This is a genomic window from Algoriphagus halophilus (genome assembly GCF_900129785.1).
GTDB classification, from domain to species: Bacteria; Bacteroidota; Bacteroidia; order Cytophagales; family Cyclobacteriaceae; genus Algoriphagus; species Algoriphagus halophilus.
On sequence record NZ_FSRC01000001.1, the window covers coordinates 1,749,594 to 1,770,756 of the forward strand.

The following is a 21,163-nucleotide window of genomic DNA, read 5'->3' on the forward strand; positions in this document are numbered from 1 at the left end:
ATGGAGATTATTGATGCGATCATCCTTGGAATCATTCAAGGATTGACGGAGTTTTTGCCGGTTTCATCTAGCGGACACTTGGAGCTAGGTAAAGCTATATTGGGTGAGAGTAAAATGCCCGCAGAAGGTTTGATGTTTACCATTGTAGTTCATTTTGCCACTGCACTCAGTACCATTATTGTATATAGAAGAGACATTGCAGAGATCCTGATTGGTTTGTTCAAATTCAAATGGAATGAAGAAACCCAATTTGTGGTCAAGATAATTCTATCCATGATCCCAGCAGCCGTGGTAGGCCTGGCTTTTGAAGAACAATTGGAAACCCTATTTGGTGGAAGTGTCGTCTTTGTAGGATTTATGCTTGTCTTGACTGCACTACTACTCTATTTAGCGGACAAAGCCAAAAACACCAATCAACCTGTTACTTATTTTAAAGCATTTCAGATAGGTATTGCACAAGCAATTGCTATTCTCCCTGGAATCTCAAGATCTGGAGCAACAATTTCAGCATCCGTTATTTTAGGTGTAGATAAATCTAAAGCTGCAAGATTCTCCTTTTTGATGGTGGTCCCTTTGATTTTGGGAAAGATCGCAAAGGATATTTTGGACGGAGGTTTATCCATGGAAACGGAAGGAATTGGATATTTGAGCGCTGGTTTTTTCGCTGCGTTTATTTCTGGAATCCTCGCATGTACTTGGATGGTTTCTTTGGTTAGAAAAAGCAAACTCAGCTATTTTGCAGTTTACTGTTTAATTGCAGGTATCATTGCAATTGTAAGTGGTTTATATTTGTAGCATGCAAGAGCAACCCTACGGAGAAGTTTTTTTGATTAATAAGCCATTGGAATGGACTTCCTTTGATGTAGTCAAGAAAGTCAGAAATGCACTCAAAATTAAAAAAGTGGGACATGCGGGAACCTTGGATCCCTTGGCTACAGGTCTTTTGATCGTTTGTGCTGGTAAAATGACCAAACAAATTGAAGGATTTATGGGGCAAGAAAAGGAGTACACGGGAACCTTTGTACTTGGCTCCACCACGGAATCCTTTGATCTAGAGAAACCTGTAATTCCTGTAGCAGATCCTGCACACATTACTTTGGAGGAGGTAAAATCTGCCGCGAAGCAATTGACAGGTGATATCCTTCAGGTCCCTCCTATGCATTCTGCCATCAAAGTAGATGGAAAAAGAGTTTATGAATCTGCCAGAAAAGGGATAGATGTCAAAATGGAACCTCGATCGGTGCAGGTTAGAGAATTTGAGATCACACGGTTTGAGGCTGGAGAAATTGATTTTCGGATCTCCTGTTCAAAAGGCACCTATATTAGAAGTTTGGCGCGGGATCTTGGAGAAATCTTAGAAGTGGGTGCTTATATGAGTGCTTTATGTAGGACTAGAATTGGGGATTTTAAACTGTCCGATGCAAAGGAACTTCCCCTTTTGATTGAAGAAATCAAGTCTCGGCAAATCGCTGAATAATTCAACAATAAAACGATGAAAATCTACGAAGGACTAAGTGATATACCTCATATTCCCAATCCGGTAGTAACGAGTGGGACCTTTGATGGAGTACATTTAGGACATCAAAAGATTTTAAAGCGCATCCGTGAAATCGCAAGGAATATACAAGGGGAAACTGTATTAATTACTTTTTGGCCTCATCCTAGGTTAGTCCTTTATCCCGATGAACATAATTTGAGGCTGTTAAGCACCTTTGAGGAGAAGACCAAATTATTGAGATACTTTGGAATCGACCACTTGATTACCATACCATTTACGAAGGAATTCTCTCAATTGAGCTCCCGGGAATTTATTGAGAAAGTATTGGTGGAGAAAATTCATACCAACAAGTTGGTTATTGGGTACGATCATCGATTTGGAAAAAACAGGGAAGGTAGCTTTGAGTATTTAAAAGAGCATCATCAGGAATTTGGCTTTGAATTAGAGGAAATTTCCCGTCAAGATGTAGATGAAATAGGTGTTTCCAGTACCAAAATCCGAACCGCCCTAGAAACTGGAAATGTAAAAAGAGCGACCAGTTCCCTTGGTCGTCCGTATGAATTAAATGGGATCGTTATTAAAGGACAACAAATAGGTAGGTCCATTGGCTTTCCTACTGCAAATATCCACATCCCGAACGACTACAAATTGATTCCCAAAGATGGGGTGTATGCAGTGGAAGCATTGGTGAATGGCTCTTTGTTCAAAGCCATGTTGAATATTGGGAATAGACCCACAGTGGGTGGAACCAAAAAAACCGTAGAAGCGCATTTATTTGATTTTATTGGGGATCTTTACGATAAACAGATCACGATATATTTGAAGGAGTTTTTACGAGAAGAGCGGAAATTTGACAATCTTGATGAATTGAAAAATCAATTGGCCATGGATCAGAAATTGGCCAAGTCTTTACTATAAACCCAAAGTTATGATCAATAAAACAGTAAAAGACGCAAAGGCGGCAGTGGCTGATATTCCTTCCGGTGCTATGCTGATGATGGGAGGTTTCGGACTTTCCGGAATTCCGGAAAATTGTATTTCGGCACTATTGGAGCTGGACATAAATAATTTGACCATTGTTTCCAATAATGCGGGAGTGGATGATTTTGGAATAGGACTCCTGCTCAAGAAGCATATGGTCAAAAAAATGATTTCCAGCTATGTAGGTGAAAACGCAGAATTTGAACGTCAATTACTGCAGGGTGAATTAGAAGTAGACCTTATTCCTCAAGGAACACTTGCAGAAAGAGTCCGTGCTGGAGGAGCAGGGATTCCAGCTTTTTATACCCCCGCGGGAGTCGGTACGGAAGTGGCTGAAGGAAAAGAAACCAGGGAATTTGATGGTAAGTTATACCTAATGGAACGTGCACTTAAAGCTGACTTCTCGATTATCAAAGCTTGGAAGGGGGATAATGCAGGAAACCTTATTTTTAAAGGAACAGCCAGAAATTTTAATCCTATCATGGCTCCAGCAGGGAAGATCTGCATTGCTGAAGTAGAAGAATTAGTAGAAATAGGTGAATTAGACCCCAATGAGATTCATTGCCCAGGGATTTATGTGCAGCGTATATTCCAAGGCAAGAATTATGAAAAGCGAATTGAAAAAAGAACTGTTTCCAATTAAACCCAAAATCCATGTTAAGTAAAGATCAAATCGCTCAACGGATTGCCAAGGAGGTAAAAAATGGGCAGTATATCAATTTAGGAATTGGGATTCCTACCCTAGTAGCCAATTATATTCCAGACGATATGGAGGTTGTACTCCAATCAGAAAATGGTCTCTTAGGGATAGGCCCCTTTCCAAAGGAAGAAGAGGTAGACCCGGATTTAATCAATGCAGGAAAGCAAACCATCAGTATGCTCAAAGGATCTGTACTCTTTGATTCAGCTGAATCCTTTGCGATGATTCGAGGAGGACATGTGCACTTGACCATTCTTGGAGCAATGGAGGTTTCTGAAAATGGAGACATCGCCAACTGGAAAATCCCCGGTAAAATGGTGAAAGGAATGGGAGGTGCTATGGATCTGGTGGCTTCTGCTGAAAATATCATAGTGGCGATGCAGCATTGCTCAAAAAGTGGGGAGTCTAAATTACTTCCTACCTGTACCCTTCCTATTACAGGAGTACGCTGTGTAAAGAAAATAGTCACAGATTTAGCGGTCTTGGAAGTAGATCCTAAAGGAGGATTTATTCTGAAAGAACGTGCTCCTGGAGTGAGTGTAGAAGAAATCGAGTCCAAAACCGCGGGAAAACTAATAATTAATGGAGAAGTGCCAGAAATGGTATTCTAAATAAATACATCAGCAATTGAACTCTCTGGAAGATCTTAGGGTTTACCAGAAAAATTTCCAAGAATGAAAAAGTCAGATATTAAATTTCAAATTGAACTAGACGAAAAAAGCCTCCCCAAAGCCATTACCTGGGATGCTTCAGATAAAGAAAATGAGGGGTTGGAATCTACTAAAAGCATCAGTTTGAATATTTGGGACAACCTTAATCAAAGTACACTAAGAATTGATCTTTGGACTGAAGATATGTCCGTGGTAGAAATGAAGAGATTTTATATTGATATTCTCGGAGGTATGGGGCAAACGATCTTGAACAGTACCGGTGATGAATACATGTCCGAAGAAATCAAAGATCTATGTGACCGATTGGTTAGACATGTCAACGAGGAAAACAAAAATGTAAAGTAAAATTTCTATTATTTAAACTAGAAAGCCCGCTTAAAAAACGGGCTTTTTTTGTTGATGTAGATCAATAAAAAAAATATTTTTTTTTGTTTTTTTTAACAAAATGAATTTCCCTAAATAGGATTGTTAATGAATATCCATATTTTTTTAAATTTTCTTTAAAAATAGCCTCAGTTCCCACTAAAGCCACTTTTCTTCAAGTAAACTATTTAATTAAATAAGATACTTATTCGATTTTTTATTTGCTATTTGAGCTAAATTTCAGGCGAAATTAACCCTTAATCCCCTTATCTATTTCATTATTAACATTTAAACCCAGATACTATATGATAAACTCTACTCCAAATACAAAGCGGGTAGTATTAATGCTGTTCCTTCTAGTTTCCATGGCCACGACTCAGGTTTTTGCCCAAACGATGGTTTCTGGTGTGGTGACAGATGCCGACACGAAAGAAACATTGATTGGTGTCAACATTCTTGTTAAAGGAAAAGTAATTGGTACTATATCTGATCTTTCTGGTAACTATTCCCTAAGCGTAGACCAAGAGCCTCCTTTTACTCTTGTATTTTCTATGGTAGGTTACAATACTCAGGAAGTCGAAGTAACAGGTGGTGTCAGTAATCTAGACATCCAAATGTCAGAAACATCCATTCTTGGTCAGGAAGTCGTGGTTTCTGCTTCCAGAATGGAAGAAAGTGTATTGCAATCTCCAGTATCTGTTGAGAAAATGGACATTATTGCAATTAGAGATGCACCGCAAGCTAGCTTTTACGATGCCATCAATAACATGAAGGGAGTAGAAATGAGTACTCAGTCTCTCCTATTCAAATCGTTCAATACCCGTGGTTTCAATGCCAACGGGAACGTAAGAACCGTACAATTGATCGATGGAATGGATAACCAAGCACCTGGTTTGAATTTCTCTGTGGGTAACATTGTAGGAATTTCCGAACTGGATCTGGAAAGCGTAGAATTACTTCCAGGTGCATCATCAGCACTTTATGGTCCTAATGCCATCAATGGAATATTGTTGATGAATTCTAAAAGCCCATTCTTATATCAGGGACTTTCTGCAAACCTGAAAACTGGTATTATGAATGAAAGCAACAGGTCCAATCCAACCACAGGTTTTTATAATTTCAGCGCACGTTATGCAAAAGCCATTAGTGATAAGTTTGCCTTCAAAGTGAACTTTGAATATTTGACTGCAGACGATTGGCAAGCCAATGACTTTAGAGATCAATCCTTATTGAATGGGTCTACCATTGAAACAGGGAACCCTGGAAATAATCCAGCCTATAATGGAGTCAATATTTATGGAGATGAAACCAATGTAAATATGCAGTCCATTGCTCAAGCAATGGTAGCAGCCGGTGTACTTCCAGATGCTGCGTTACCTTTAATTCCAAATACATTTGTGTCTAGGACAGGCTATTTAGAGCGTGATTTAGCTGATTATGGCACCAAATCCATCAAGATGAATGCTGCACTGCATTATCGAATCAATGATAATATTGAAGCCGTGTTACAGGGAAATCTTGGTTTCGGAACTACAGTTTATACTGGTGCAGACAGATATTCTCTGAAAGACTTTACTATTGGACAATACAAAGCTGAATTAAGAGCTTCTAACTGGTATTTGAGAGCTTATACTACCCAAGAACGCTCTGGTGATGCCTTTGCAGTTGGTACAGCCGCACAAGGAATCAATGAAGCTTGGAAAGCCAGTACCCAATGGTTTCCAGAATACGTTGGTGCTTATGCTCAAGCAGTAGGTGCTGGCCTCCCTGCCGATCAAGCTCATTTGGCTGCTAGAGCATTTGCTGATCAAGGGAGATATATTCCAGGTTCTTCAGAATTCCAAAATGCATTGAAACAAGTTTCCTCGAAGCCAATTCCTGGTGACCAAAATGGTGTTGGAGCAAGATTTGTAGACAGTAGTAATCTTTACCATTTTGAAGGTTCGTATAACTTCTCTGAACAAATCAAGTTTGCTGAATTCGTAGTAGGTGCCAACTATAGAATTTACAGCTTAAACTCCAATGGAACCATTTTCGCATTGGATGAAAACGGGGATGAATTCAACATCAATGAATATGGTGGATACATTCAAGGATCCAAAAGATTCTTCAATGACCATTTCAAATTGACGGCGTCTGCCAGATACGATAAAAACGAAAATTTCGCGGGGCAATGGTCTCCAAGAATTTCGGGAGTCTATACGGTAGGAAACCATAATTTCAGAGCTTCCTATCAAACAGGTTTCCGTATCCCAACGAACCAAGATCAGTATATAGATTTAAATACTCCTCAGGCAAGATTGATTGGAGGACTGCCTTTATTTGCGGACCGTTATAATCTCAATAACAATCCAGGGTATACCTTGGCGAACGTGACCAGATTTGGTGCTGCTGTACAACAATCTGCCCAAGATCCAGCAATTCAATCTCAGGCTATAGAGTATGTTCAAGGTCTTATAGAACAAGGAATCATTGATCCCGCTGATGCCCCTGCAGCAATAATTCAAGCAATAGGTTTATTTGCTTCTAATGCCAATATTAACCAACTCCAACCTTATGAGATCAAAGAATTCAAGCCTGAAAGGGTCAAGTCTTTTGAAGTGGGCTATAAAGGGATTTGGGGTAATAATTTGTTGGTGGATGCTTATGCATATTTCAATCGATTCGAAAACTTCAATGGCTTACAAGTGCTGGTCCAAGATAAAACAGATGCAGGCTTGGCAGGACCCAATGCTATGACTGGATTGAACCTGATCGGAGCGATTCCTAATTCGCGAAATGTTTATGGGCTTCCAGTAAATAGAACCGAGATTATTGAATCTTGGGGATGGGCAGCAAGTTTGGATTACAAACTTCCTAAAGGCTACACCATTGGAGGTAACGTGTCTTACAATACCCTATCCAATTTAGAGGAATTGGCAGAGACTGGCTTCCAACCAAGCTTTAACACTCCAGAGTATAGATATGTGCTTAATTTTGGAAACAGAGAGGTAGTTGACAATTTGGGATTTGCTATCTCTTATAGATGGCAAGGAGAGTTTGCTTGGCAATCTTCATTTGTAAATGCTCCTGTTTCAAGCCAACAACTATCTGTGGTGCCTGCCTATGGTGCTTTGGATGCTCAAATAAGCTATAAGCTGAAAAGCATCAAATCGATCCTAAAAGTAGGTGGTTCCAACTTGTTTAGTAATGGATATACGCAAGCTTGGGGAAATCCAACCATTGGAACCATGTATTTCGTAAGCTTGACATTTGATGAATTCTTGAATTAATAAAGACACAAATCAACTAAGGGAGTTGGTTCAAAATCAAAGTAGAAGAGCCTATTCGAGTAGTACGCCAAGTTTTGATTGTGAAGCCTTCCTCTTGCCATATCGAGCAAAGTTGAAATGTGAAACGTACTTTTTGATCGGGAATAAACACTGATAATTAAGCGACTAAATAGGAAAGGAGGCAGAATCTGCCTCCTTTTCTTTTACTCTAAATTCAATCGAGCGGATTACTCCCACTCTTTTGTCATCGTACTCACGAAGCTTACTAAATCCCTGATTTCTCTTTTGCTCAAAATGGCTTTCATATCCGGCATACTGGAAGGAGAATTCTTTCGCTCCGAAATTTCAGCATTAGGAATTAATCGCTCTGGTTTAGAGGCTTCTTTAATTACCAATCCTTCTTCTGTTTCTTCCATCAAAGTACCATTGACTGCACTACCATCCTTCAATGTAAGCTGAACAAATCCATAACCTGGAGCAAGTCGCTTGCTAGGTTCAATTAAAGCTTCAAGAATTTGTGTTCTGGAAAGTCTATTGGCAACTCCATTTAGATGAGGACCTGCAGTTCCCCCCATGTCATCGTATCCATGACATCGTATACATTGAGCAGTTTGATTTTGGAAGAAAATCCTACGACCTGCTCGTACGCTTCCACCTTCCAGGGCACCGCTATAAAGTGCAACAAGATCTCCCCCGGTTCTTTCCTGTTGAATTTGATCGTATTTGGACTTTAGCTCTTCTGAACCTGTCTCCGCGATGGCTTCTTCCAACTCAATCATCACCTCATTTGGAAGTTTATTGGCTTTCAAATCTTCTAATAAAGAATTCCAGATTTCAAGATTGGCCGAATTTGGAAGATTTCCCAAACTAAGTAATGCAGCTTGTCTTTCTTCAATGGTCCTATTTTGAATGACGTCTTTTAATAGGTTTTCCATTAAATCCTCAGAGATATCTGTTTTAGTTAATAAGTCCAATCCAACGACCCTTACTGCTTTGGATTTATCATTCATCGCTATTTCTATAGGACCAGATATATTGTCTGGGCTCACTTTGGCAAGTGCGAGGATGGCTTCAACACGAACAGGATCTACCGGATCATTTTTTAGAATTGTGATAAGATTAGGCTCCGCTTCCGAAATTTTCAATTTCCCAATGGACCTTACTGTCTCAACTCTGATCAAATCACTTCGGTCAGTAAGTAATTTTATTAATGAGTTACTTACAGAGGCTTGAATAGGTGCTAAATCTCTCTCAACCGCTCCACGGTTTCTTCCATCTACTCTATCCAAAACGGATGGCTTTGCCCAAGTACCAATGGTAGCAATAGCCTCAGCTTTCAATACCGGATTGATTCCAGGCTTAGCGATATACGTTTTTAAATTTTCAAGGGATTTCTCAGTTCCCACACGAAGGTTTGCCCCAATGGCTCTTCTGATCAATGGCTCATTTTGAAAGGAAGTAGTCACTAATAAATCGCCCAAGGCAGGAAGTGCTGGCTCAATAGAAAAATCATCATTGATGGCTCTGGCAACTTCTGTAACGATGTATTCATCGGAATCCGAAAGGAAAGCCGTGATGCCTGGTTCGGCCATTCTTCTCAATGCCAAAACTGCTCCCAAACGAACAGCGGGAGATGGATTGGAGGCCAAAGCGATCAATGGCTCTTTCTTATTGATTCTTGCCAAAGCCAAGCTCGCAGCATGCCTTAAAAAGGCATCCTCGTCATTATTTTCCTTTAATACATTGATCAATCCGTCAATTGCAGGTTCATAGGCTATTCTTCCCAAAGCTTCTGAAGCAAAGAACCGGACTCTGATTTCTGAATCACTCAACAAAGGCATCAAGGCATTTCCAGCCTCTTTATACTTAATATCTCCTATCCATTTTGCTGCCTGGGCTCTGATTTCAGGATCTGAATCCTGTAATAAAGCAACTAAAGACTCCGCATAATCCATTTTATCCATTCTAGCCAGCTGGCTGATGCCTACAATGGCATGGATTCTGGCAAGCTGATTGTTTTTTTGATTGATACCTGCTTCAAATATCTGGAAGCCTTTCTCCCCTCTTTTAGCTAATTCAAACTGGGCTTTTCTCCTTATTCTCATGTCCTCATCACCCAAATATTCTCCTAATGCTTCATCAGTGAGGGTTTTAAAATCAGTGTTGATTACCTGGGCAGTGATCTTTCTAGCTTCCCAATTTTTTCCGGATGGATCATCCAGTTTCCAAACTCTTCCATAATTCTTGGTATTCCAACCCTGTATCCAATCCGCAAAGTATAGGGATCCATCCGGACCAAAATCAAGTCCAGTGGCCAATACTCCCCCCATCACTTTTTCAGTCTGGGACATTTTAAAAGAGGCTCCATCTGGCTCCAGTTTAAAAGCATGTATTCCCGAAGCCGTCGGATTTCCAACAAAAGAAGCTACAAAAAATGTGTTCTTCCATTTATCTGCTAAAGCAGTACCTGGATTAAATACCATCCCGGTAGGTCCGTTGATATAATTTTGAATCGGTGGAGTGATATAAGCTGCCTGGCCTTCGTGTCTTGGTAAATACAACTTTTCATCCATCCATACCTTATAGGTATTGTTTTCCGGATCGCGGTATTTTCCAAATTGCCAGTTGGTTCTCCAACCGGTATCAGATCCATTTACCAAGTAAACCAAACGTTCGCTTTCTCCACCATGATCCCCGTCATTGTCCACGGAGATCAGGTTATTGTATTGATCAAATGTAAACTCATGGGTGTTTCTCACTCCCATGGCGAAGATTTCAAAATCACTTCCATCAGGATTGGCTCTAGCAATCACCCCCCTGTTGGGGTATTTCCACTCTTTCCCATCTGGACCTTTTCCATTGAATCCAATGTCACCGATTCCCCAATAAATTCTTCCATCAGGACCTAATTCAAGCCCTGACATCCCATGTCCTCCAAATCCGATGTGGATTCCGTATCCATGGGAAATAGACTCTTTCTCATCCATGATGCCATCGTTATTGGTATCGGAAAGTCTCCATAAGTCTGGTCCTACTCCAATAAATAAGTTGTCTTCCAATTTCAATAAAGCACCTGCAACATCTGTCGTTACATCGTTGAAATCTTGGACCATCATTTGGGAATAATCGGCGAAACCATCTCCATCCTTATCTTCTAACCTATATAGCTCCTCGCGCTCCACTGTCATGTCCCGCCAGTCATGGGATCCGTCCCCATTGACATCGGCAAGCCAGGTGTTTTTATCCGACATCTCTGGGGACAAGGTCTTTTGTAAAAAGGATCTTTTCTCCTCTATAGTTTGTAGACTGATCGATTCGATTTCCCAGTCTTGATGCCCCCTAATGTCAAATTCGGAGTTTTTCTGACGGTTGGTTCGAGTGTAGTACAAACTACCATCATCTGTAACTTGAATGGAAATAGGGTCATACACCAGTGAATCTACTGCCCATAGTTTGAGCTCCAGTCCTTCGGCAAGGGTGGGACTAATTTGTGTTTCAGCCGCTTGGGCCATGTCCGCTATTTCTTCTTTCGTGAGTGTTTTTTCGCGCAAGTCTATTTTTTCTCCTTGACATGCAAAAAAACCAGGAATAGCAGCCGCCAATAGGTATTTGGCATAGGTATTTTTCATCTTGGGTTGAGGCATTAAAATTTGAACAATGCCACAAAATAAGGAAAATCAATGAGCTAGCATCTCCGTTCAAAAAATGATCCTTATAAAAACAAAAATCCCGATCATAGACCGGGATTTTAATTCACTTTAACCACTAACAACCATAAAACAAAAATGGGATTAGACCATGCGGGGATTGAGCTTTTGGTCTTAGTAGTCCGTACGGGAATCGAACCCGTGTTTCATCCGTGAAAGGGATGCGTCCTAACCCCTAGACGAACGGACCATTCAGCAAGGTATTTCAAGAACAGCTGTTAACTTGTTGGTTTTCAACTGTTTGTAGTCCGTACGGGAATCGAACCCGTGTTTCATCCGTGAAAGGGATGCGTCCTAACCCCTAGACGAACGGACCATTTTTGACTGCTGAAATACCTGCTTTCCGAAATGGTTTTGCAAATATAGAAGGTTCATTTTATAATCCCAATTCCCCCTCCAAAATTTCTTTGGTTTTTTGCTAAAATCCTGAGTTAAAAGGAATAAAATTTTTCTTCGAGGGGATTACAGTCTTTTGACTAATTTTAGGTTTAATTTCAAATCAGATCCATGAACCCATCTTCTGGAAAAAAAATTGCCATCAATGGTTTTGGCAGAATAGGCAGATACACGGCCAAATTAATTTTAGAAAACAAATCCCTCCAACTAGTCGCTATTAATGATTTAGCAGATCCACAAGCGATTGCGCATTTGTTGAAATATGACTCAGTTCATGGGAAATTAAACGCTTCCATATCTTTAGAGCAAGACCATTTAATGGTAAATGGCAACCCTATCCAATTGTTTGGACAATGTGATCCAGCAAAACTGCCTTGGAAAGAATTGGGTATTGATTTGGTCCTGGAATGTACAGGTAGGTTCACAGATCGAGCTGGAGCGGAAAAACATTTAAACGCAGGAGCGGAAAAAGTAATTATCTCAGCCCCCTCTCAAGACCCAAGTATCAAAATGGTGGTATTGGGAGTGAATGACGAAATTCTTACCGGAGAAGAACGCATCATTTCCAATGCTTCTTGTACTACCAATTGCCTCGCTCCTATGGTGAAGGTTTTGGACGAGCAGTTTGGATTGGTGAAGGGTTTTGCTTCCACTGTCCACTCTTACACCAACGATCAAAATCTTCATGATGCTCCACACCGGGATTTAAGACGGGCCAGGGCGGCAGCATATTCCATTATTCCTACCACCACAAATGCGGGTAAGGCCCTGGATATTGTGCTACCCAAGCTTGCAGGAAAAGTAGAAGCTTCAGCGATGCGGGTTCCTGTTCCAGATGGCTCTTTGACTGATCTTATCGTGGAATTACAGCAGGAAGTAACGGAAGCTCAAGTCAACCTGGCATTCAAAACTGCTAGTAATTCTTATCTAAAAGGCTTCTTAGAAGTAGAGGATAGCCCGATTGTATCCATGGACATCATAGGTAATCCCCATTCCTGCATCATAGACTCTGAATTAACCTCAGCCAAAGGAACCATGGTCAAAGTAGTAGGTTGGTATGACAATGAAGCAGGATATGCAAATAGGCTACTCAACTTGACGATGAAAATCACAAAATCCTAATCAGGATTTGACTCTATTAAGGGAAAGCATTTTCACAATAAAATTAGGAAGTGTTTTCCCTTGCTTTCGCTTTTTAAGATCCAGGTACCATCCCCATTTTTCCATAATTGGGATTTTATGGGTTTCTACCATCTCTACCAATGTTCCATCAGGATCTTCTATGTAGGCAAAATGTCCTGCAGCTTTGCCCATATCAAAGCCATTATTACTATCTACCGTAAAAGGAAATCCTGAATCAGTAAGGTTGGCACGAAGGGTTTTCATTCCGTTGACATCAAAACAAACATGAATGAAGCCTAAATCTCCCCATAACCTTCCTTTATAGATCTTTTCCCGAGCTGAATTATTGACAGAAATCAGTTCTACAGTAGTTTGACAAAGTAATTTACCAAAGGCCCCTGTTCTATTTTCTGAGCTCCTTAAAATTACCCTGGAAAAAGACTCTTGTTCTTCTGTTAAGGGAGCAAAGTCTTCCCACTCTTTTGTTCCGTTAAACAATACCTCAGAATGCTGGTAAATACACTGGTATAGTGGAACAGACTTTTCTATGTCAGTTACTCCGATCACCACTCCGGACACGCCCCCGGTTAAATCTTTATTTTTGCTGAACCAAGATTGGTTTTCTTCTATCTCAAAAACATTGTCATAGGGATCTTTTAAATAAAAATGCCATACGCCTATGGGGTTTTTGCTTGGAGTACCAAGTAAGTGGACCCCTTCAGACTTCATAAAGTCATAGGTTTCTTGGATGTCTTTACATCTGATTTTTACAGCAAGAATCCCCAAATCACCCCAGGATATTTTCTTAGCCGGGCCAGTAGGAGTCCTGGATGTAAATTGCCAGATTTCAAAACCGCCTCCCCCTTGCATATTCATAGCAAGAATGGCATGCCTTTTTTCAACTTTCCCTGCCGTATAACGAGTCATCAAAGCTGCTTCGGCACTGTCTTGGAAAATCGGAACATCCATTTTAAAAATTTTTCGATACCACTTCCATGCTTCATTAGCATCCTTTACTCCAATTCCTACTTGCTGAATGCCATTAATGGTTGCTTTGTTCATTCCGATCTAATTACTAAGTATTCTGTTTTTTTAATAAAATACAATATAGACTTTTGATTGATTTTGGATTTGAATTCAATAAAAAAAGTGTGAATGCAAGCAAATTTGCAAATTGAACTCTTAGCCACCCATTATCCTCATATTTCCTCGCAGAAACGATTACTTCTTTTGGGATAATATGGAAACTGGAGATTTTTCTGATCCTCCTGATGAGCTCAAAATCCTCCATAATGGTATATTTTTCATTGAATCCTTCCAATTTCTCAAAAAGACTGCGTGTAATATAAAGGGTTTGATCTCCACCTCCAGCAAAAATTCCATTAAAACGCGTAAACCAAGCATTAATTTTTAGTAAAAATTGAGTCTTATCGAAACTATATCGGTAACAACCAGCAAGTTTACTGTTCAAAAAATTTTTATAAATATCCTGAGCAAATCCTTTGATCGGTCGAGTGTCAGCATGTACAAAATAAAAAATAGAACCAATGGCATGTCTTGCTCCTAAATTCATCTGATAAGCCCTAGATCGTCTTTCTGAGTGAAAAAATTTTACACCAAAATTCTCAGCCACTTGTTTTGTCTGATCTGAACTCTGAGCATCTACTACAATAATTTCTAAAATCTTTGGATCCTTTTCGGCTTTGATTAATGGAATGAGTTCTTTTAAGTTACCTGACTCATTGTATGTTGGGATAATGACCGAAATGCTTTCTTCCTCAATCATCAGATCTTCTGATCACGTAATTTTTGATGGAGTTCTCCAATACCACTTTTTGTAGTATTCCGTCTTCATAGTAGAAGGTATTAGTATTCCCATTTACTTCTAGGGAATAGACCCCTGGTTCATCCTCGACCACAGTAGTTATTAATCCAAAATTCTCTGACAGAAGAATATCACCATCATTAGGTTCCTCAAAATAAAGCCTTGCAGGACTGGAATAAATCGGCTGGTTGACCGGCTCTTTATTTTCATATTTATAGGTATTCGCATCTACCACATAATGGTCATTGTTCCAGCTAACGTTAGTTTGGAAATTACCGCGATTCGAATTGGAGACGGTCGATGCGTTATGAAGCTGACCATCTATGTAATCTGCTTTTTGTAGAAAATCTACATGAACTCTTCCAAAAAACCAGAAATCTACCAGGCTGTTGATCTCAAATTTTGTCTCATTTGGACTTTCAATCTTTTGGGCTGTCATACCTCCAATTCGGAAACCTGCGACCACAATATCATAGTTTTGACTGATAGTCGATTCCTGTCCCCATACGGAAGATGAAAGGAATAGGAATAATAGCAGTGATATATATGCTTTAGAAAATGTGAGATTGAACGGCATTCTTAAGAACAAAAGGGTTTAACTGGTTATTTTGACTGAGGGTGCAAAAGTCTTTCTTTTACTTTCATCCAATCTTCTAAATAATCTACGTCAGAAAGCGTTGGCAATAAATCAAAAGAAATATGATGAGTAGTTAGATAGTCGGATGTTTGCTTGAAAACTTCTGGACTGCTCCAGGGAATATCGTAAAATAGTCCTGAAATAAAACGCTTCATACCTAAAAGATAATAGCCCCCATCTTTGGCAGGGCCAATCACTACGTCTGAATTTTCCAGCTTTTCAAAGGCCTTCTCAATAATATCTTGGGTAATTTCAGCACAATCCGTTCCAATAATTAATAGACAATCAAAACCATTTTCAAATTGATCTTTGAAAGCATCCCCCATTTTTTGCCCTAAATCACCAGAAGACTGAATAAAAAGTTGGTAATCCTTACCAGTCTGGTGATTGTTCTCCTCATAATCTGAATAATACAACAACTTGTTGCATGCCAAATGTTCTACTTGTTGGTGCGTATAATCCACCAATACCCGGTAAATTTCCAATGCTTCTTGGTCCCCAACCATTTCAGCGATACGGGACTTTACTTTACCAGCTATTAAATTCTTTTGAAATATTATTATTCCTTTTTCCATCAAATCAAATTAAATCCTCCAGCCCATTCAAACTTATATACTAGATAACCAAGGACCCGAAAGATATGTTCTAATTATTAATTCTTAACAATTCCAAAGTTTTGGTTCCGGAATTGTTCTTATTCAACCCCCTTATTAACTACGTTTTGAATGGGGATATCGGATGCATAGAACCTATTTTCAAATAAAAATTCAATTAGGTGAACGTAACTATTTTGTGAGACGTTTTAAGATTAAATCAATTTTCAATAGCTTAAATTATTTTCAAAATGGCATTACGACTAGGAGATGTTGCACCAAATTTTACCGCGGAAACATCTGAAGGAACAATCGATTTTTATGAGTATCTGGGAGATGGTTGGGGGATTTTATTTTCTCACCCAGCTGATTATACTCCAGTATGTACGACGGAATTAGGCACAGTAGCAAAGCTTAAAAATGAGTTTGAAAAGAGAAATACTAAGGTGATGGCTTTAAGTGTCGATGGGTTAGAAAGCCATAAAGGATGGATCTCTGATATCAATGAGACGCAACATACGGAAGTCAATTTTCCGATCATCGCTGATGAAGACAAAAAGATTTCTACCCTTTACGATATGATTCATCCAAATTCCAATGAGAATTTCACGGTGAGATCTGTTTTTGTGATTGGGGACGATAAAAAAATCAAATTGATCATCACCTACCCCGCAAGTACTGGAAGGAATTTTGATGAACTCTTGCGCGTGATTGATTCCCTTCAATTAACGGCGAACTATTCCGTTGCCACACCAGCGAACTGGAAACAAGGAGAAGATGTAGTAATCGCACCGGCAATAAAAAATGAGGATATTCCAGCTAAATTTCCTAAAGGACACAAAGTGATTAAACCTTATTTGAGAACCACGCCTCAACCGGATTTATAAGCAAAAAAGGGGGATGTTAAATCCCCCTTTTTTTATGATCTAATGGTATCAATTAATCCTGTGGTAAACTGAATCATTTTTTTGATTTGATCAAAATCTCCTTTTTGAACCAAATCTTTTCTAAACAATTGAGACCCCATTCCTACACAGCAGACCCCAGCATCAAACCAGGACTTTAAGCTTTCGGCAGTAGGTTCCACTCCCCCTGTAGGTATTAATTCAATTTTTGGCAACACTGCATGAACTGCCTTCACAAAATCGGTCCCGAGTATATTTGCGGGATATATTTTCACCAGCTCTGCTCCTAGCTCCTGCGCAAAATACACTTCGGAAACTGTGCCACATCCCGGAATCCATGGGATATCCAAATTCTTACAAAACTCGCCCAGTTTAGGGTTCATTACCGGGGCGACAATAAATTCAGCTCCCATATCCAGAAATACTTCAGCTTGTTTTGGTTCGTAGATAGTTCCTACACCTAAACTTAGTCCAGGCATTTGATCAGCAGCTTTTCTAAGAGCAGGGAAAATTGATTTTGCCTCAGCTCCACGGTCCACCATTTCAATTACTCTGATTCCACCTTCATAGGCTACTTCCAGCATCTGAAGGCATTTTGTTTCATCAGGTGTGAAAAATATCGGCATGACACCTGCAGCATACATTCTTTTAATAAAAGGACTCGGGTTTCTCATATTATCGTTTAATTTTTCCAATGGACTCTCCAACTACTAATTCCTGAATTTCGGCTTCTGAACATAAAAGCACATCACCTGGCACACTGTGTTTCAATGCACCTGCAGCCATTCCAAATTCTATGGCTTGCATTGGATCATGGGTTAATAATCCATGGATTAACCCTCCTGCAAATGCATCACCAGTACCTACTCTGTCCACGATCTGAGGTAAATCATATTCCTTAGAAGAAAAGGTTTGATCATGCGAATAGATTTTAGCTGAAATTCTATTGTGTGAAGAACTCAAAGACTCTCTTTTGGTATTCGCAATATATTTCAGGTTTTTAAATTTTTTGAATAGATCAGATTTTGCTGCCTCAAATCCTCCATAATTTTCATCAAGACAATTATTGAAGTCACGGGTTCCTGCAATCATCACATTGGTAAACGCCATCAATTCCGGCATCATTTCATGAGGCTTTTTTCCATAATTCCAGAGATTGCTTCTATAGTTCAAATCTCCAAATACCGTGATGTTTCGCTTATTTGCCTCTTCTAAAGCTCGTAAAGTAAAATCCGCACATTCTTGAGACAAGGCTGGAGTAATTCCCGACCAATGCAACGCATCCGCATCTTTCAGGATACTATCCCAATTAAATTTGCTTGAATCGACTTTAGTAAAGACAGAGTCTGCTCGATCATAGATTATTTTAGAGCTTCGCTGCATGGCTCCCTGTTCTAAAAAGTAAACGCCTATCCTTCCTTCGGTAAATTGGATAAATGAAGTATCAATCCCACAACGTCTTAGATTAGCAGCTGCAGCTAAACCTATTTCATGATCTGGAAATGCAGTAAGATGAATGACGTGATGTCCCCAGAATGCTAAAGCAGCTCCAACATTTGCCTCTGAACCTCCAAATTCCAGGTCTAACTGGTGTGCCTGAAAAAACCGCTGACTAGAGGGCGGTGAAAGACGAAGCATTACCTCGCCTAGAGAAACAATTTTTTTCATTGAAGAATTAATTTTCTATAATTTCATTGTTGGAAACTAAGTTAATGAAATAAAAATATGATAAACAAAGCACTTTGTTTAGACCCTACGGATAATGTTGGAGTGGCATTAACCGACTTGAAAATAGGTGACACATTTGATCTAAACGGGTATAAGGGAAACATTATCAGCGAAGTAGCTGCAAAACATAAATTTGCTTTAAAGGAATTTGATTCGGGGGAAGAGGTATTCATGTATGGAACCATTGTGGGGGAAACAACAAAGCCCATACAAGTAGGAGAAGCGATTACCTTGGATAATATTAAACATAAAATTCGTGAATTCCAGGATGAAGGAGCCACTTATAATTGGAATAAGCCAAACATAGAAAATATTAAAGGGAAGACGTTTTTAGGGTATCAAAGATCTGATGGTCAAGTAGGTACAGCTAATTATTGGCTTGTTCTACCGATGGTGTTTTGTGAAAATACCAATGTGAAATTACTGCAGGATGCCTTTGAAAAAGCCTTGGGTTTTGCCGTGATCAACCCCTATGAAAACCAAGTAAGAAACCTGGTTGCAGCTTATCAAAATGAAAAATTTACGGAATCGCTTGCGGAACCAAAAATTGATACCAATTCTAAGGTTTTTGAAAACATCGATGGCATCCGCTTTTTAACTCATGACGGGGGCTGTGGTGGAACCAGAGGAGATTCTGACACACTTTGTGCCTTGCTGGCTGGATATCTCAACCACCCAAATGTAGCGGGTGCTACAATTTTGAGTTTAGGGTGCCAACATGCCCAAGTAGCTATCCTTCAGGATCGATTGAACAACATTCAAAAGGGGGCTCAGAAACCATTGGTGATTTGCGAGCAACAGACCGAAGGAACTACAGATCAATTGCTTCAGAAAGCAGTCAATGAAACATTTAAAGGCTTGATCGAAGCCAACAAAATCGAGAGAACTCCTGCCCCTATTTCAAAATTGGTCATTGGATTAGAATGTGGCGGTTCAGATGGCTTTTCTGGAATATCTGCCAACCCTACCTTAGGACGTGTTTCAGATTTGGTGGTGGCTTCAGGAGGTTCGGCAATTTTATCAGAATTTCCGGAGTTATGTGGGGCTGAACAACCTATCATCGATCGATGTGTAAATCCTACTGTTGCAGAAAAATTCATCAGGTTAATGGATGAGTATGCCAATGCTGCCGAACGCGTCGGTAGCGGATTTGATATGAATCCAAGTCCAGGAAACATCAAAGATGGTTTGCTGACTGATGCCATCAAATCTTGTGGAGCCGCTAAAAAAGGTGGAACAGCACCAGTTTCTGATGTATTGGATTATACAGAATATGTCAAAGTTCCTGGTTTGAATCTATTATGTACACCAGGCAATGATGTTGAAAGTACTACTGGCTTGGCTGGAAGTGGAGCCAACATTATCCTATTCTCAACGGGTTTGGGAACCCCAACAGGAAATCCAGTTTGTCCAGTAATCAAAGTGGCCACCAATGATAAACTGACCGCTAGAATGCCGGATATCATTGATTTTAATACTGGTGGAATAATTTCTGGAGCGGAATCCATTGAAAGCTGTGGGGAGAAGCTGTTGGATTTGATTATTGAAGTAGCTTCAGGTAGGATCAAAACCAAAGCAGAACAAAAGAAAAACTACGATTTTATCCCCTGGAAAAGAGGGGTTTCTTTATAAACAAAAAGGGCGGCCATGTGGCCGCCCTTTTAAACAAACTAAGGGTGATTAATATGCTATTCTACCTTGAATGGTACTTGAACCTGCACCAGTATTAGGGTTGAAATTTCCTACTACAGTACCTTCTCCAGTAGCACCTTCGAATTTACCTGTACCGCCAATAATCTCTACTTCAGCTATAAATTCACTTCTTTCTCCACTAATTGGAGTTACCACATTATTGATGTTTTTAAACCATACGGAGTTTCCTTTTCCATCAGTAGTGATGGAGCTCACTTCGTCATTGTCCACAAAAATCCCCATTGCTTCCAATTGTTCAGCATAAAACTGAGTAACTGGAGCTCCTACTGTTTGCAAACCAGCTGCACCAAAAGAGGCATATTGATTTAAAAACGTGTAGGCCTTACCCATATGGCTGGAGTTACCTACCCCAGTTCCTGGAAAATAGGCGGGAATAGCGGAAGTGAAATCTCCATTTTCATCTACAGAGATAAGTTGGTTAGTAAACCTTTCAAAGTAATTTCTTTCTGCTGTTTTTCTAGCATTTCCATCCGTTAGGGTTTCTTGGGATGTCAACACTTCCGTTTGGGAAGCTGGTTGAACTAAAGCTGGCTCATCTATAGAAGTACAAGCACTTACGAACATGGAGCCTGCAAGGCTCATTAGGCCTAATCTAGACCACATTGATTTTTTCATATTTTTAAGAATTGGTAGTGGGTAATAACATATTTAAGTATCAAAATTTATTAGCTAAAATTTGGGTGAAAATTGTATAAATTTTAGATAATGAATAATAATATGTATTTCACACCAATAAAAATGCCAAACATTACGTTTCTACAATAAAAAAGTTTGCTGAAGCAGCATTTTCTCTAATTTTTCTGGCTTTAGTGTACTTCTCAGAATAGTACCATTTTTCTGCAGTTTCCTTGTCTTTAAACTCCAACATCACAAAACGGTCATGGTTCCACTTACCTTCTAATACATGAATTGGATTACCTCTTATCACGAATTTCCCTCCAAACTCTTTGACTGATTCCGGGGTCAATTTTTTATACTCTTCATATTTTTCAGGATCGTGTATATCTACTTCCACTAAAACAAAAGCCGCCATATCATTTTAATTATCAACT

Annotated in this window: 19 protein-coding genes and 2 tRNA genes; 10 read left to right on the top strand and 11 right to left on the bottom strand. The window is 39.6% G+C overall.

From position 1 onward, the window contains the following. From BUR11_RS07365 to BUR11_RS07395, 7 genes are all read left to right on the top strand, one after another. Positions 1 to 795, top strand: a complete 795-nt coding sequence (locus BUR11_RS07365) for an undecaprenyl-diphosphate phosphatase (RefSeq protein ID WP_074224158.1) — start codon at positions 1 to 3, stop codon at positions 793 to 795. Between the two features lies 1 nt (position 796). Continuing rightward, the gene (gene truB / locus BUR11_RS07370; RefSeq protein WP_074224159.1) at positions 797 to 1,477 is read left to right on the top strand and encodes a tRNA pseudouridine(55) synthase TruB; all 681 of its coding nucleotides are present in this window, start codon (positions 797 to 799) and stop codon (positions 1,475 to 1,477) included. Between the two features lie 15 nt (positions 1,478 to 1,492). Next, entirely contained in the window at positions 1,493 to 2,416 is a 924-nt protein-coding gene (locus tag BUR11_RS07375; RefSeq protein WP_074224161.1) for a bifunctional riboflavin kinase/FAD synthetase, read from the top strand. 10 nt (positions 2,417 to 2,426) lie between these two features. Then, complete coding sequence (locus BUR11_RS07380; protein ID WP_074224162.1) at positions 2,427 to 3,122, top strand: CoA transferase subunit A; 696 nt, start codon at positions 2,427 to 2,429, stop codon at positions 3,120 to 3,122. An 11-nt stretch (positions 3,123 to 3,133) separates the two neighbouring features. Beyond that, the gene (locus BUR11_RS07385; RefSeq protein ID WP_074224163.1) at positions 3,134 to 3,790 is read left to right on the top strand and encodes a CoA transferase subunit B; all 657 of its coding nucleotides are present in this window, start codon (positions 3,134 to 3,136) and stop codon (positions 3,788 to 3,790) included. 63 nt (positions 3,791 to 3,853) lie between these two features. Then, positions 3,854 to 4,195, top strand: a complete 342-nt coding sequence (gldC, locus tag BUR11_RS07390) for a gliding motility protein GldC (protein WP_074224164.1) — start codon at positions 3,854 to 3,856, stop codon at positions 4,193 to 4,195. 323 nt (positions 4,196 to 4,518) lie between these two features. Next, positions 4,519 to 7,485 (top strand): TonB-dependent receptor, encoded by a 2,967-nt coding sequence (locus BUR11_RS07395; RefSeq protein ID WP_074224166.1) that lies wholly within the window; start codon positions 4,519 to 4,521, stop codon positions 7,483 to 7,485. Between the two features lie 227 nt (positions 7,486 to 7,712). Here the strand turns inward: BUR11_RS07395 and BUR11_RS07400 are convergent, their stop codons facing one another. From BUR11_RS07400 to BUR11_RS07410, 3 genes are all read right to left on the bottom strand, one after another. Further along, a complete protein-coding gene (locus tag BUR11_RS07400; protein WP_074225165.1) occupies positions 7,713 to 11,114 on the bottom strand; it encodes a HEAT repeat domain-containing protein in 3,402 nt (1,133 codons plus the stop codon). A gap of 196 nt (positions 11,115 to 11,310) precedes the next feature. After that, positions 11,311 to 11,382 (bottom strand) — tRNA-Glu (locus tag BUR11_RS07405). Between the two features lie 54 nt (positions 11,383 to 11,436). Continuing rightward, positions 11,437 to 11,508: transfer RNA gene (locus BUR11_RS07410), tRNA-Glu, on the bottom strand. A gap of 191 nt (positions 11,509 to 11,699) precedes the next feature. On the opposite strand from BUR11_RS07410, the gene gap reads away from it, so the two are divergent. After that, entirely contained in the window at positions 11,700 to 12,710 is a 1,011-nt protein-coding gene (gene gap, locus BUR11_RS07415) for a type I glyceraldehyde-3-phosphate dehydrogenase (RefSeq protein WP_074224167.1), read from the top strand. Here gap and BUR11_RS07420 read toward each other — a convergent pair whose 3' ends face one another. The 4 genes from BUR11_RS07420 to BUR11_RS07435 are packed head-to-tail and all read right to left on the bottom strand — an operon-like array spanning position 12,711 to position 15,747. Further along, a complete protein-coding gene (locus BUR11_RS07420; RefSeq protein WP_074224168.1) occupies positions 12,711 to 13,772 on the bottom strand; it encodes a VOC family protein in 1,062 nt (353 codons plus the stop codon). 13 nt (positions 13,773 to 13,785) lie between these two features. Continuing rightward, entirely contained in the window at positions 13,786 to 14,496 is a 711-nt protein-coding gene (locus BUR11_RS07425) for a TIGR04283 family arsenosugar biosynthesis glycosyltransferase (RefSeq protein ID WP_074224170.1), read from the bottom strand. Further along, on the bottom strand, positions 14,489 to 15,112 hold the full coding sequence (locus tag BUR11_RS07430) for a DUF6134 family protein (RefSeq protein WP_074224171.1): 624 nt from the start codon (positions 15,110 to 15,112) through the stop codon (positions 14,489 to 14,491). Before BUR11_RS07430 ends, BUR11_RS07425 begins: the two co-directional genes overlap by 8 nt. A 26-nt stretch (positions 15,113 to 15,138) precedes the next feature. Next, positions 15,139 to 15,747 carry a TIGR04282 family arsenosugar biosynthesis glycosyltransferase gene (locus BUR11_RS07435; protein ID WP_074224172.1) on the bottom strand — a complete coding sequence of 203 codons (609 nt, stop codon included), beginning with the start codon at positions 15,745 to 15,747 and terminating at the stop codon, positions 15,139 to 15,141. Positions 15,748 to 16,016: 269 nt separating this feature from the next. Between BUR11_RS07435 and BUR11_RS07440 the strand changes: the two genes are divergently transcribed. After that, on the top strand, positions 16,017 to 16,652 hold the full coding sequence (locus tag BUR11_RS07440) for a peroxiredoxin (RefSeq protein WP_074224174.1): 636 nt from the start codon (positions 16,017 to 16,019) through the stop codon (positions 16,650 to 16,652). 32 nt (positions 16,653 to 16,684) lie between these two features. Here the strand turns inward: BUR11_RS07440 and BUR11_RS07445 are convergent, their stop codons facing one another. After that, positions 16,685 to 17,344: a beta/alpha barrel domain-containing protein gene (locus BUR11_RS07445; protein WP_074224175.1), complete on the bottom strand. Its 660-nt coding sequence runs from the start codon at positions 17,342 to 17,344 to the stop codon at positions 16,685 to 16,687. 1 nt (position 17,345) lies between these two features. After that, on the bottom strand, positions 17,346 to 18,338 hold the full coding sequence (locus BUR11_RS07450; protein WP_074224177.1) for a sugar kinase: 993 nt from the start codon (positions 18,336 to 18,338) through the stop codon (positions 17,346 to 17,348). 57 nt (positions 18,339 to 18,395) lie between these two features. Between BUR11_RS07450 and BUR11_RS07455 the strand changes: the two genes are divergently transcribed. Further along, positions 18,396 to 20,030 carry a UxaA family hydrolase gene (locus BUR11_RS07455; RefSeq protein WP_074224178.1) on the top strand — a complete coding sequence of 545 codons (1,635 nt, stop codon included), beginning with the start codon at positions 18,396 to 18,398 and terminating at the stop codon, positions 20,028 to 20,030. A 48-nt stretch (positions 20,031 to 20,078) separates the two neighbouring features. Here BUR11_RS07455 and BUR11_RS07460 read toward each other — a convergent pair whose 3' ends face one another. After that, a complete protein-coding gene (locus tag BUR11_RS07460; protein ID WP_143185869.1) occupies positions 20,079 to 20,726 on the bottom strand; it encodes a hypothetical protein in 648 nt (215 codons plus the stop codon). Between the two features lie 133 nt (positions 20,727 to 20,859). After that, positions 20,860 to 21,144, bottom strand: a complete 285-nt coding sequence (locus BUR11_RS07465) for a DUF1330 domain-containing protein (RefSeq protein WP_074224181.1) — start codon at positions 21,142 to 21,144, stop codon at positions 20,860 to 20,862. Between the last annotated feature and the right edge of the window lie 19 nt (positions 21,145 to 21,163).

Bases quoted from the DNA above. Each gene is read 5' to 3' on its own strand.
- BUR11_RS07425 (WP_074224170.1), bottom strand. From the start codon at position 14,496: ATGATTGAGGAAGAAAGCATTTCGGTCATTATCCCAACATACAATGAG.
- BUR11_RS07430 (WP_074224171.1), bottom strand. From the start codon at position 15,112: ATGCCGTTCAATCTCACATTTTCTAAAGCATATATATCACTGCTATTA.
- truB (WP_074224159.1), top strand. From the start codon at position 797: ATGCAAGAGCAACCCTACGGAGAAGTTTTTTTGATTAATAAGCCATTG.
- gap (WP_074224167.1), top strand. From the start codon at position 11,700: ATGAACCCATCTTCTGGAAAAAAAATTGCCATCAATGGTTTTGGCAGA.
- BUR11_RS07450 (WP_074224177.1), bottom strand. From the start codon at position 18,338: ATGAAAAAAATTGTTTCTCTAGGCGAGGTAATGCTTCGTCTTTCACCG.
- BUR11_RS07435 (WP_074224172.1), bottom strand. From the start codon at position 15,747: ATGGAAAAAGGAATAATAATATTTCAAAAGAATTTAATAGCTGGTAAA.
- BUR11_RS07420 (WP_074224168.1), bottom strand. From the start codon at position 13,772: ATGAACAAAGCAACCATTAATGGCATTCAGCAAGTAGGAATTGGAGTA.
- BUR11_RS07385 (WP_074224163.1), top strand. From the start codon at position 3,134: ATGTTAAGTAAAGATCAAATCGCTCAACGGATTGCCAAGGAGGTAAAA.
- BUR11_RS07395 (WP_074224166.1), top strand. From the start codon at position 4,519: ATGATAAACTCTACTCCAAATACAAAGCGGGTAGTATTAATGCTGTTC.
- BUR11_RS07380 (WP_074224162.1), top strand. From the start codon at position 2,427: ATGATCAATAAAACAGTAAAAGACGCAAAGGCGGCAGTGGCTGATATT.
- BUR11_RS07445 (WP_074224175.1), bottom strand. From the start codon at position 17,344: ATGAGAAACCCGAGTCCTTTTATTAAAAGAATGTATGCTGCAGGTGTC.
- BUR11_RS07400 (WP_074225165.1), bottom strand. From the start codon at position 11,114: ATGAAAAATACCTATGCCAAATACCTATTGGCGGCTGCTATTCCTGGT.
- BUR11_RS07460 (WP_143185869.1), bottom strand. From the start codon at position 20,726: ATGAAAAAATCAATGTGGTCTAGATTAGGCCTAATGAGCCTTGCAGGC.
- BUR11_RS07375 (WP_074224161.1), top strand. From the start codon at position 1,493: ATGAAAATCTACGAAGGACTAAGTGATATACCTCATATTCCCAATCCG.
- BUR11_RS07465 (WP_074224181.1), bottom strand. From the start codon at position 21,144: ATGGCGGCTTTTGTTTTAGTGGAAGTAGATATACACGATCCTGAAAAA.
- gldC (WP_074224164.1), top strand. From the start codon at position 3,854: ATGAAAAAGTCAGATATTAAATTTCAAATTGAACTAGACGAAAAAAGC.
- BUR11_RS07455 (WP_074224178.1), top strand. From the start codon at position 18,396: ATGATAAACAAAGCACTTTGTTTAGACCCTACGGATAATGTTGGAGTG.
- BUR11_RS07365 (WP_074224158.1), top strand. From the start codon at position 1: ATGGAGATTATTGATGCGATCATCCTTGGAATCATTCAAGGATTGACG.
- BUR11_RS07440 (WP_074224174.1), top strand. From the start codon at position 16,017: ATGGCATTACGACTAGGAGATGTTGCACCAAATTTTACCGCGGAAACA.